This is a genomic window from Foliimonas ilicis (assembly GCF_039939195.1).
GTDB lineage: Bacteria > Pseudomonadota > Alphaproteobacteria > Rhizobiales > Rhizobiaceae > Foliimonas > Foliimonas ilicis.
Window position 1 is genome coordinate 157,345 of the sequence record NZ_JBDUUH010000003.1, and the last position, 12,349, is coordinate 169,693.

The 12,349-nt window shown below is 58.2% G+C and carries 9 protein-coding genes; 4 read left to right on the top strand and 5 right to left on the bottom strand.

The window, feature by feature from the left end; all coding sequences use genetic code 11:
- Positions 1-74: 74 nt before the first annotated feature.
- The 3 genes from ABFT80_RS08910 to ABFT80_RS08920 all read right to left on the bottom strand — a co-directional run bounded on the left by ABFT80_RS08910 (position 75) and on the right by ABFT80_RS08920 (position 3,314).
- Positions 75-1,583 carry an ABC transporter substrate-binding protein gene (locus ABFT80_RS08910; RefSeq protein ID WP_347971543.1) on the bottom strand — a complete coding sequence of 503 codons (1,509 nt, stop codon included), beginning with the start codon at positions 1,581-1,583 and terminating at the stop codon, positions 75-77.
- 2 nt (positions 1,584-1,585) lie between these two features.
- A complete protein-coding gene (locus tag ABFT80_RS08915; protein ID WP_347971544.1) occupies positions 1,586-2,365 on the bottom strand; it encodes a GntR family transcriptional regulator in 780 nt (259 codons plus the stop codon).
- Positions 2,366-2,504: 139 nt separating this feature from the next.
- Positions 2,505-3,314, bottom strand: a complete 810-nt coding sequence (locus ABFT80_RS08920; RefSeq protein WP_347971545.1) for a nitroreductase family protein — start codon at positions 3,312-3,314, stop codon at positions 2,505-2,507.
- A 296-nt stretch (positions 3,315-3,610) separates the two neighbouring features.
- On the opposite strand from ABFT80_RS08920, the gene ABFT80_RS08925 reads away from it, so the two are divergent.
- The 3 genes from ABFT80_RS08925 (at position 3,611) to ABFT80_RS08935 (ending at position 8,418) form a co-directional block, all read left to right on the top strand.
- Complete coding sequence (locus tag ABFT80_RS08925) at positions 3,611-5,110, top strand: ABC transporter substrate-binding protein (RefSeq protein WP_347971546.1); 1,500 nt, start codon at positions 3,611-3,613, stop codon at positions 5,108-5,110.
- Between the two features lie 512 nt (positions 5,111-5,622).
- Positions 5,623-7,128 (top strand): ABC transporter substrate-binding protein, encoded by a 1,506-nt coding sequence (locus ABFT80_RS08930; protein ID WP_347971547.1) that lies wholly within the window; start codon positions 5,623-5,625, stop codon positions 7,126-7,128.
- A 75-nt stretch (positions 7,129-7,203) separates the two neighbouring features.
- Positions 7,204-8,418, top strand: coding sequence for a metal-dependent hydrolase family protein (locus tag ABFT80_RS08935; RefSeq protein WP_347971548.1), 1,215 nt, complete (start codon positions 7,204-7,206; stop codon positions 8,416-8,418).
- Positions 8,419-8,638: 220 nt separating this feature from the next.
- Here ABFT80_RS08935 and ABFT80_RS08940 read toward each other — a convergent pair whose 3' ends face one another.
- Entirely contained in the window at positions 8,639-10,168 is a 1,530-nt protein-coding gene (locus ABFT80_RS08940) for a M81 family metallopeptidase (RefSeq protein ID WP_347971549.1), read from the bottom strand.
- Between the two features lie 159 nt (positions 10,169-10,327).
- On the bottom strand, positions 10,328-10,789 hold the full coding sequence (locus ABFT80_RS08945) for an Lrp/AsnC family transcriptional regulator (RefSeq protein ID WP_347971550.1): 462 nt from the start codon (positions 10,787-10,789) through the stop codon (positions 10,328-10,330).
- Between the two features lie 105 nt (positions 10,790-10,894).
- Here ABFT80_RS08945 and ABFT80_RS08950 point away from each other — a divergent pair, with 105 nt between their 5' ends.
- Positions 10,895-12,349: an aminotransferase class V-fold PLP-dependent enzyme gene (locus tag ABFT80_RS08950; RefSeq protein ID WP_347971551.1), complete on the top strand. Its 1,455-nt coding sequence runs from the start codon at positions 10,895-10,897 to the stop codon at positions 12,347-12,349.

Sequence of the window (12,349 nt, forward strand, 5' to 3'; positions counted from 1 at the left end):
GCGACACCTTTCAGGTTGCTATGCGATCCGCCTTATGAGGCGGATCTGCGGCTGCCGTCTTGATCCTTGGCCGATCAATCGGTCCAGTTCATCCGGTTCAGGAACATGCTTTCATTCGCGGTCGGCTTCCAATCGAGGCCATTGGCCGCGCCATAGATGATCGCGGCTTGATAGAGCGGCACGAGCGGAACATCCTCGGCAACGAAAGTGCTGACCTTCTTGTAGGCTTCGAGGCGCTTGTCCTCATCCAGCGTGTTGCGGGCATCTTCCAGCAATCCGTCGATTTCCGGATTGGAGATCGAAGACCACGAGCTTGAAGAGTGCAGCAGCGGGAAGAGCACGCCGTCCGCATCCTGACATGCGCAGGACCATCTGCCGAACGAAACGAATGGCTGGTTGGCCGGTTCGCTCTGAACGCGCTGCAGATAGGCGGCCATATCGGTCAGCTCGATCTCGACCGAAAGGCCCGTATCGTTCAGCATCTGCGCGATTGCCTGAACGACGCGCTGGTCGAAGGTGGGTGATGTCGCAAAGGACAGTTTTTTGCCGGTCGCGCCTGCTTCCTCGACAAGACGTTTCGCCTCGGCTGGGTCGTATTTATAGCTCGTAATGCCATCGACATATCCGAAATGCGAGGACGTCGCCATCTGGTCGAGCGGCTTGTCGAACCCGCCGAGCAGACCCTGCACGATGCCTTCCTTGTCGATTGCATGAGCTATCGCCTGGCGCACGCGCTTGTCGTCCAGCGGCGGGCGGTTCGGGTTCAGCTTCACATAGCCGATGCGCTCGGTCAGAACCGACAGCGCCTTGGCGGTGCCCGATCCCTCCAACTGCGCTGCAAGATCGGAATCGAGGCTCACCGCAAGATCGGTCGTGCGCGATTGCAGATTGGCGATGCGGGTCGCCGCATCCGGCACGGCGCGGAATTCGGCGGCCGGGAACGGACCCTTGTCGCCCCAATATTCATCGTTGCGCTCCAGCGAAACCTGAACGCCGCGCTGCCACTGCTTGATCTTGTAAGGACCGGAGCCGACAGGCGCTTCGTTGAATTTGTCGTCGCCCAATTCCTCGACCGCGTGCTGCGGAACGATGGAAAGCTTTACGAGCTGCGCCAGCAGCACCGGGTAAGCGCCATCGGTTTTCACCGTGACTTCATTATCGCCCGTCGCCTCTGCCGAAACGATCTTGTTGAACTGGCCAAGCTGCGGGCTGGCGAATTTCGGATCGATGATGCGGTCGATGCTGAAGGCGACATCCTTGGCGGTTAATGGCTTGCCATCGTGGAATTTCACATCGTTGCGAATCTTGAAGACGATCTCGCTATCGGAAACGTAATTCCACTCCGTCGCGATCTGCGGGACGATCTTGCCCTCATCGTCGCGGGTCAGCATGTTGTCGAAAATGTTGCGGTAGACGTAGTAGCTGTCCGGATTCCACTGCTTGTGCGGATCGAGCGAGGAGGGTTCGTTGACCAGATCGACCACCAGCAGATCCTTGGCCATGGCCGGCGTGAGGGCCAGCGGCGAGCAGGCAAGTGCAAGCCCGGCGAGTGCGTAGGCGAATTTACGGCTCAAGGCGGTCATCGTCACAATGTCCTTATTTTTGCGGTGATTTTGGCACGATCGGGAGACCGCACAGCCTTGTCTTTTTCGGCGACGCGGCGGGCGGACTTGCCGCCAACCATCGCCTCGGATTCCAGAAAACGATCGAGAAGATATGTTTCGAGACCGGTGTTCGCGGCGGCAAGATGATCGAGCGCATCGGCCTTGCGGCCTTCGATCAGCGCATCCACCAGCCGCCAGCGGTTCGCCGGAACGTATTTCACAGGCCCGGTCATTTCGAAGAAATTCACCAGCCGGATCGAGCGATCCCAAAGGTCCGTCATCCAGCCAGAGATCGTAGGCATGGCCAGCCTGCCGACCAGACAATCCAGAATATCGCGCTCGCAGCGGCGGATCGTCGGAATGACGTCGCCGCCGAGCTCCTGCCTCTGCGTCAGTGCCATATGCATTTCGGCAAGACTCTGAAGACGGGCGCGGGTGTTTTCGTCCAGCGTTATCGAACAGAGAAGCGGTTCCAAGTGTCGACGCGCTGCACTTAATTCGCGAATCTCGCCGGCGGAAACGGGCGTAACAGACCAGCCGCTGCGCGCGCTGGAAGATACGAAACCACTTGCCTGCAAACGGGCAAGTGCAGCCCTTACAGCGCCACGTCCCAGCCCGAATTCTTCCGCCAGCGCGACCTCGGAAAGCCGCTCGCCGGGCGAAAGCACGCACTGCACGATAGCGCTTCGCAAAGCGCGCTCGGCGGATTCGCCCTTACCGGAGGGAGGGGTGGGAGACTGATAAGGGCTTTGATCCAACATGCGAAACTGCCAATCTGTGATCTCAGTTTTACAAAGTGGCATTTCTTTCGCGCGGCGTGAAGGGTGTTTTATCTCCCGATTGCCTGTCAGTTGGAAATTTATTCCTAAGGCGGCGTCGCGGACGTTGCCATTGCTCCGCTTACTTCAGCGGGAAGCCAAGGCGCTTGAGCACGTTTGCGAGATCGGCACGTCCGTCGAGTATCTCCGCATTCACGATTCGGCCTGAAGAGCGCAAGCCCCAGCGCGGCTGTCCGTTGCGCTCATTCGCGTTGAACGCGCCTAGCAAGGTCTCGTAATCGCCGACCGGCGCTACCGCGTCTTCAAGATTGTACGTCTCTCTGTGCAGAATGGATTTCTGCGCCAGCCGAGGCTTGATGCGGGCGGAGCGGGAGGTGTCGGGATAACCGATCGAAAGGCCGAAAACGACCACGGCCTTCGGCGGCAGGTTCAGGAATTTCGCCAGTCTTTCAGGTTCGTTGCGCAGCACGCCGAGATAACAGGTGCCAAGGCCCAACGCTTCCGCGGCGATGCAAATGTTTTGTGCGGCAAGAGCCGCATCGATTGCACCGACGACGAAATGTTCAAGATGATCAAGCGCTTCGCGAGGCTGCTCATTGTCGTCAGCGATTCGCGCCAGTCGCGCCAGATCGGCTACGAAGCAAAGCGTGGCAGGAGCTTCGCCGATCTGCGGCTGGCCCGCGCCGATCTCCATAAGTTCCTTGCGTCGCGCCGGATCTTCGATCGTGACGACGCTCCAGCTCTGCAGGTTTGAAGACGAGGCCGCCGACTGACCGGCTGCTACAAGCGTTTCGATTGTCTTTGGCGGCAGCGGACGATCCTCGAAGCGCCTCCAGGTCCGGTGAGAGAGCAGCAGGTCAAAAACCGGACCTGCAATTACCTCGGGAACCTCGTTGCCGTAGCGCGCTCGCAAATTGTCTTCAATGGTCATTATTCGGTCCGATGTCTCTCTTGATAGAAGGTTGTCCCACATAGATGAGGCAGAGGATATGCGACCAGCGCAGCGTGTCTTGGAATGGTCTTTCGTCTTTCTACGGCAGACTGGAGGAAAATGTCCTTTGACGCTTTCAAAAGGAAATATTTGCAATTGCCGGAGGGTAAACTGCGTGTCACACTCATAAAGTGGAAAGTCAATATTGGCATCTGAGATGTCAGGCGAGCGTGAAAAGAAGCTCCGCAGGAGCCGCACCGCTCGATTGTGCAGATGGGTCGTTAGGAGAGCGAACTATGAAAAAACTGAATGTACTATTCGCGGCGCTGTTAATGGCAACCGCCGTGCCTGTCGGTGCCGTCTACGCCAAAGATCTGCTCGTAGTGGATTTCGTTGGCGAGCCGAACTCGCTGGACCCGCACGTCCAGTGGAACCCGGACAGTTTCAACGTGTACCGCAACATCTTCGACAATCTCGTGACACGCGATGATGCTGGCGAAATCGCGCCGCAGATCGCCACGAAGTGGGAGCAAGTGTCGGATACAGAGGTGCGGTTCACCATCCGCGACGACGTGAAGTTCCACCACGGCAAGCCTTTGACAGCCGAGGACGTGGCGTTCAGCATCAAGCGCATCATTGATCCGGCATTCGCCAGCCCGCAGCTCGGCCAGTTCAACCAGATCAAGGATGCCGTCGCCTCCGACGCTACGACCGTGTCGGTGACCACCGACGGCCCATTCCCGGTGTTGATCGCCCAGTTGACCAAGCTTTCGATCGTCCCGAAGCATGTCGTCGAGGCAGTTTCCAAGGAGGAGTTCAACCTCAAGCCAGTCGGCAGCGGTCCTTACAAGTTTGAAAACTGGGCGCGCGGCGTCGAAGTCACTCTGGCTCGCAACGATGATTACTGGGGCGACAAGGGCGCATTCCCGAAGGTGGCGTTCCGTGCCGTTCCTGATGCTGCAACGCGCGTTGCAAATCTTCAGGCCGGCGTGACCGATATCGCAACCAATATCGACAGCGATCTGGCAGCGCAGGTCGAGGCATCCGGCCGAGGCAGCGTGGTTTCCGCCCGCACCGAGCGCGTCGCCTACTTTGCGATGAACGTGCAGAAGGCACCGCTCGATGATGCACGTGTCCGCAAGGCGGTCGCACATGCGATCGACAAGGAGGGCATTGTCCAGGGTATTCTCGGAGGTTACGAGCAGGCAGTTCCTGAATTCGCATCGCCAACGCACTTCGGCTGGATCGAGGGCGTCGAGGCAGCACCCTACGATATCGAGAAAGCCAAGGAGATCATCGCCGAGGTCGGTGATGCGGCCAAGACGCCGTTCTCGATCCTGACAGCCCCGGTCTACGACCAGCGCGTCGTGCAGGCTATCCAGCAGATGCTGGCGGAAGCGGGCTTCAATGTCGAGATCGAGATGACCGACATGGGCAACTGGCTGACCCGCATGCAGTCGGGGCCTGAGTCCATCCCGCAGAGCGCATTCAGCCGTTGGAACTGCGGCTGCCAGGACGTCGACGGTCTGCTCTATCCGACCTTTCATTCGTCCAGCGCCTGGGCGAACATCAAGGATGAGTCTCTCGACAAGGCGCTTGATGAAGCGCGTGCCACTCTTGATAGCGACAAGCGCCTCGAGCTCTACAAGACCATTCACGAGACGGTTGCTCGCGAAAATTACATCATCCCGCTCTATCAGGCATCGGTGATTTACGGTGTCGCGGAAGGTGTGGAATTTACCCCGCTACCGAACGAGAACCTCTTCCTGAACCGTATCGGCTGGAAGGGCGAATAGTCCGGATATCGAATAAACAAACCGGGCGTACAAGCGCCCGGTTTTTTTACGACGGTGCGCGATACGGGCACGGCAGGGCGTACACATTGCAGAAGCGCTTCGCAAAGCGCGCTCAGCCGGTTCGCCTTCATCCGACGGGTGGGCAGGGTCGGCGCCTCATCCGTGAGAAATCTGACCTCTCAGATCGTTAAGATGACATCCTTTAGCAGCGACAAGACGGACATATTTTTTGTTCATGAAACGATGATTCTATCGATGTCCGCGTGGCAGAATGATCCATCACTCCCAGTAGAGGCGCTTCAGGACAAGACATTTCCTTTGCTGGCCGACTTGCGAAATGACGTTCCATAGTGCCTCGCACATTTAGAACAGTTTGCAATTGCGAAGTCGTCAGCCGAATGTCAGGATCAGAAATTGATGTTGCAAAATCAAAAACTGAGATGTCAGTTTTCTCAAAGATTTCACCTGCCGGTCATGCCCGAACCGACACGCTGTTGGAGAAAGATAAACCAATGCGCCTGAAAAACCTGCTGATCGCTGCGATGTTTGCGGCGACCTCACTAACAGCTTCGGCAGATTTCGTTTCCGCCAAGGATTTGCTTGTCGTCGATTTCATTGCCGAGCCGAACTCGCTGGATCCCCACGTTCAGTGGAATACAGACAGCTTCAACGTCTATCGCAATATCTTCGACAATCTGCTGACCCGCGACGACGCTGGCGAACTCGCCCCGCAGATCGCGACGGAGTGGAAATATCTCTCCGACGCGGAAGTCGAATTCAAGATTCGCGACGATGTGAAGTTTCACGACGGTAAGCCGCTGACAGCCGAAGATGTCGCCTTCAGCATCAAGCGTATGATCGATCCGGCCTTCGCCAGCCCGCAGATTGGCCAGTTCAACCAGATCAGCGATGCGGTGGCGAAAGATCCGACCACGGTGGTCGTCACCACCAAGGGGCCATATCCGGTTCTGCTTGCGCAGCTGACCAAGCTTTCGATCGTGCCGAAGCACGTCGTGGAAGCCGTCACCAAGGAAGAATTCAACATCAACCCGGTCGGCAGCGGTCCTTACAAATTCGAGTCATGGAAACGCGGCGTTGAAGTTCTGGTCGCTCGAAACGACGAATATTGGGGCAAAAAAGGTGAGTTTCCTAAGGTTGCTTTCCGCGCCGTTCCGGATGGCTCGACCCGCATCGCCAATCTTCAGTCCGGCACGACAGATCTCGCCAGCAATCTCGACAACGATCTGGCAGCCCAGCTCGAAGGCTCCGGCGTCGGCAAGGTTCTTCCGGTTCGCGGCGAGCGCATCGCCTATTTCTCGCTGAACTCGCAGAAGGCACCGCTTAACGATCCGCGCGTTCGTCTGGCGGTCGCCCACGCCATCGACAAGCAGGGCATTGTCGACGGCATTCTCGGCGGTTTCGACAAACCTCTGTCGGAACTGACGTCGCCGGTGTCGTTCGGCTATGTCGAGGGCATCGAGGCACCTGCCTACGACCCTGAAAAGGCCAAGGAAATTCTGGCCGAGGTCGGCGATGCGGCAAAAACCGAGTTTTCGATCCTGACCACGCCGGTTTACGACCAGCGCGTCGTGCAGGCTATCCAGCAGATGCTTTCCGAGGTCGGTCTGAACGTGAAGATCGAGATGGCCGATATGGGCAACTGGATGCAGCGCATGCAGTCCGGCCCGGCAAACATTCCGGCCGCTTCCTACGGTCGCTGGAGCTGTGGCTGCCAGGACGCAGATGGCATCCTTTATCCGCTGCTTCATTCGTCCAGCAGTTGGGCGAACATCAAGGATGAGAAGATCGACAAGGCTTTGGAAGAAGCGCGTTCGACCATCGATTCCGACAGGCGTCTCGAACTCTACAAGTCGGTTCACGAGATCGTCGCGGAACAGAACTACATCATCCCGCTCTATCAATCGTCGGTGATTTACGGCGCGGCCAAGGGTGTCGAGTTCTCGCCTCTGCCGAACGAAAACCTGTTCTTGAACCGCGTTGGCTGGACGGATCAGTAAGTCGATTTGAACGACAAAAGGACTGGGCGCTTCGGCGCCCGGTCCTTCATTGCATTAAAACCGGGAGGCCAGACCATGATAACAATTCTCGAAAACGCCAATGTCGTTGACGTTGCGAGCGGAGAGATACTGGCCGACCGGCACCTGGTTCTCGAAGACGGCTTCATCCGCGAGATCAGCGAAACCGCGGTATCCGGTCTTTCCGACGCCCGGCGCGTAAAGGTCGATGGCGGCTTCGTCATTCCCGGTCTGATCGACGCGCATGTGCATGTCACGGCCTACACCGCCAATCTCGGCGAACTGCCCCGCCAGTCGCCCATGTATGTCGCTGCCCGCGCCGCACAGGTGATGAAGGCGATGCTGCGGCGCGGTTTCACCACCGTTCGCGATGTCGGCGGCGGCGAATTCGGCCTTGCCCGTGCCGTCGAAGAAGGCCTGATCGAAGGCCCGCGCCTGCTCTATGGCGGCAAGGCGCTGTCGCCCACCGGCGGCCACGGCGATCATCGCGGCATGGGCACCGACACCGAAGACACCGCCTATTCGCTGGTCAGCCTTGGCCGGCGCTGCGACGGGCTGGACGAAGTGCGCCGTGCGGCGCGCGACGAAATCCGGCGCGGCGCGCATCACATCAAGATCATGGCCAATGGCGGCATCTCTTCGCCGACCGACCGCATCACCTCCGACCAGTTCTCCGAACCCGAGATCGCGGCAATTGTCGATGAGGCTCAGATGGCCGATCTCTACGTCGTCTCGCATACTTATACGGCGCGTTCGGTCGCCCGCGCGGTACGCAACGGCGTGCGCTCGATCGAGCATGGAAATCTGCTGGACGAAGAAACCGCAAAACTGATGAAAGAGCACGGCACGTTTTTGACGCCAACGCTTTCAATTTTGCGCGCAATCGCCGATGTCGGCGCGCAAAGCGGCTTCCCGACCGACCGCATCAACAAGATCAATCACGTGCTGGATTCTGGCATCCGCGCGGTCGAACTCGCCCAGCGCACCGGCATTCCGATGGCCTATGGCACAGACCTTATCGGCCCGATGCATGACCGCCAGCTCGACGAGTTCCAACTGCGCGCCGAAATCGTCTCGCCGCTCGACATGCTGCGCTCGGCAACATCGGTCGCCGCCGAGCTGGTGCGGCTTGAACAAGAGATCGGCCATGTCCGCGAGGGCTTCCGCGCCGACTTGAATATTCTCGACGCAAATCCACTGGATAAAGGCGTGCTCGTGGATTTCGCACGGTATCATCGGCAGGTGATCAAAGGTGGAGTGGTGATGGTATAGGCTATTTCGGCCAAGGTCGCACTCTGTCCAACACCCCTCATCCGACTTCGCTTCGCTCAGCCACCTTCTCCCACAAGGGGAGAAGGGAAAGTGCTGCAATATCTTTTCCGCCAATTGCGGACGGTGGCGATTTGCAGAAGCGTCGATGCCAAACTCCTCCCTTCTCCCCTTGTGGGAGAAGGTGGCCCGAAGGGACGGATGAGGGGTGTTGGACGGAGCGCTATTTCGAGGGCGTTTTCTGGAAAGCGATCCCGCACTCGTCCTCAACCTGCCTATCCCATTCCACCTTGTCGATATTCGCCAGCGGCAGGATTCTTGTCGCGCGCTTCGTGAATGGAAAACGGCGGGCATCCGTTGATGCATAACCACCGCTATCAACAACATAGACGCCGTTTTGCGCCAGCGGCGTGAACGATGTGCGGAAGTGGTTGCTCGATTTGGTGTGGATGATCGCCTTGCTTTCCAGATCGATGCCCTGGCTTCGGAAGGCCTGCGTGTCATAGGCCTGAATGCGCTCGGTCACGACAACGATATGCCCTGCATCGCCAACGCGCAGCACGGCGCTTAGGCCGCCTTCCAGCAATTCGCCGAACATGTTTCCGCCTTCGTTGCGGTACTTCAGGTCCGCGATGCGCTCGACGGTTACATCTGCTTCAAAAGGTTTGCCGTCCTTCATCATGCCCATCGGCACGACGCCGCGATTGCCGACACCGATTGCCTGCGCGGCAAGGACTGCATCACCATCGACCATAAAGCCCGCGACGAAAGGCAGTTTCTGCGCCGCGAGTGCAGCGAAAATATCGGCGACATTCGCCACGCCGCCGGAGCCGGGATTGTCGCCCGCATCGCCTATGACGACGCGGCCCTTGGCAGCCAGCGCAAAGATTTCCGGCGCGGCCTCCTCGAAAGAAGGCGCCGATTTCAACATGGAGTCGCGTCGTTCCCAGATTTCCTCCGCCATGTCGCGGAAGGCCTGGCGCATGGCGTCATCATCGGTTCCTGTAACCAGCACGGAGCTGCCGACTTCATCGGAGTCGACATAGGGAAAGCCGCCCATCACGACGACATCGGCAAGTCCTTCGCGCTTTTCGATTTCGTTCGAAAGCGCGACCAGTTCGGAAAATGGCGCCGTGTCGCTGGTCTGCGCACTCATGGGTGCTGCCAGCGGCAATCGGAAACGTCGCGTGTGCAACGGTCGTTTGTCGAGCACGAGCTGCATCAGCTTCTTGCCGCGCGCATGCGTATCGGCATGCGGGTAAAGCTTTCCGCCGATGATGACGTCCACTGTATGCGGCAATTCCGGCTCGACATTGGCGTGAAAATCGAGCGGCACGGCAATGCGGACATCGGGCCCGACTATTTCGCGGACCTTTTTTGCCAGATCGGTTTCCGGCGTTTTGACACCTTCGACCACAAGCGCGCCATGCAGCAAAAGTGCCACCACATCAACCGGCCCGCTGGCAGCAATATCGCGCAGCGACTGGATGATTTCAGCGACAAGGCGATGATAGCTTTCACCGTCCAAAGTGCCGCCCGGAAGGCAGCCCGTGCAGACGCCATAGGCGATTTCGTAGCCTGCTTCGTCCAGCGATTCCGTGACGCCGCCAAGCCAGTTGCTGGTCGATCCGAATTCGCGCCGCACATCCTCACCGGTAAAATATTGCGCCGAGACGAAACCCTCGTAAGAGGCCTTGGTCGGGGTGAAAGCATTGGCTTCGTGGAAAAGCTGGATGACTGCTGCGCGGGGCATGAAAAATCCTTTGAGGGATCGAGTTTTTCGACCGGATGGAGGGTCGAATTTCAGAACTATCCGCTGTTCACCTGAATGGCGGGGACCAGTTCTTCGAGCCTCTCTTTTCTACAGGATTTTGGCCCCGAATGTCATTACAAAACAGGCCGTAAAACACTGTTAAAGCGGCAGATTTCTTTGATCCGCAATCGCTTCCATAGTCATGTAGGAGGTGACCGTATGGAGCTCGACCTGCTCAATCAGCGTTTGATAGACGCGGTCATAAGCGTTCATGTCCTCGGCGACGATTTTCAGCATGTAATCATAGTCGCCGGCGATGCGATAAAAGTCGATCACATTGGGGATTTTGGTCACCACGGAGCGGAAATGCTGCAGCCATTCGCGCGAGTGATGGCGGGTGCGCAGCATGACGAAAACGGTCAGGCCAAGCCCCAATTTCTCAGCATCAAGGCGCACCGTCTGGCCCTTGATGATGCCAAGTTCCCGAAGATTGCGTAGCCGCCGCCAGCAGGCATTTTGTGAAAGCCCCACCTGATCCGCCAGATCGCGTTGCGACAGGCTCGCATCCTTTTGTAAGGCGCGCAGAAGAGATCTATCAATTGCATCCAATTCAAGTGCCATAGACGATCATTTGACCACTAAAAAGATAAAATCAATCATTAAATGAGTGAGTTATTTGGTCGAATCACGATTATCCTGTGGGTGTATCAATCGGGGGCCATTGCAATGACGCAAAACATCATGCTTTCCAGCTTCGGCCAGTCGCTGCGCAGTGGCGATGTTCTGGCTGATCTGACCGCCGGTTTGATCGGCGAAGGTGCGAATTTTGATGGGCCTTTCGGACCCAAAAAATTGGTCTACGCCGATTACGTTGCGTCTGGTCGCGCCTTGCGCCAGATCGAGGAGTTCGTGCTCGGCTCGATCCTGCCTTTCTACGCCAACAGCCACACGGAGGCGTCGTTCTGCGGTGGTTTCATGACGCGTCTGCGCCGTGAGGCGCGCGCCATCGTAGCGGCGCATTGCAAAGCCGATGATACATTCGCCACTGTCTTCACCGGGGCGGGCGCGACGGCAGGGCTTAACCGCATTGCCAGCCTTTTCGGCTTGCCGGAAGCTGTGAGCGAAGGCGGGCAGCCCGTTGTTTTCATAGGGCCTTACGAGCATCACTCCAACATTTTGCCATGGCGCGAAAGCGGTGCCGAAATCATTGAGATCGCGGAAGCCGAAACGGGCGGGCCGGACCTCGCCATGTTGGAAGATGCGCTCATTGCTGCCGGTCCAGATCGTCTCAAGCTCGGCACGTTCTCGGCCGCGTCGAATGTTACCGGCATCGTCACAGACCCAGACCCGGTCACGGCACTTCTGAAGCGTCATGGCGCGCTGGCCGTTTGGGATTATGCGGGCGGCGGACCTTATCTGCCCATTGACATGCGCGTAGGCACGCCATTCGAAAAGGATGCCGTTGTCCTGTCTCCCCATAAATTCATCGGCGGGCCGGGTGCGTCGGGTATCATGATCGTGAGAAAGGCTGCGGTCAGCCGTGAGCGCCCGGTGTTTTCCGGTGGTGGAACCGTGCGTTTTGTTTCGCCTTGGGGCCATAATTATTCAGAAGATATTGCGACCCGTGAGGAAGCCGGTACGCCTAACGTCATAGGCGATCTGCGCGCGGCCCTGGCCATACTCGTCAAGGAAGCCATCGGTCAGGATTTCATGGATGCGCGTCATGAGGCACTGCGCGAGCGCGCGCTTCGCGTATGGCGGAAAAATCCGAATATCGAGATTTTAGGCAATGATCGGGTAGAGCGTTGTTTGCCCATATTCTCCATGCGCATACGCGACAGCGCGCGGGGCGGACATCTCCATCAGCAGCTTTTCACGCGGCTTCTATCGGATTGCCATGGCGTTCAGGCGCGGGGCGGATGCGCTTGCGCAGGCCCTTATGCGCACCGGCTTCTGGGCATCGAGCGCGAGGAATCTGACGCCATGCGCGCCGCGATCATGTCGGGGCAGGAACTGGAAAAGCCCGGCTGGACGCGGTTGAATTTCAGCGCGCTGATGAGCGATGAAAAGGCCGACATGGTCATCGGCGCCGTCGATGCGCTGGCGCTCAATCCCTATCCGATGGCCAATGCCTATCAATGCGATGCATCGACCGCGCGGTTCAGGCCGATAGCTGCTTAG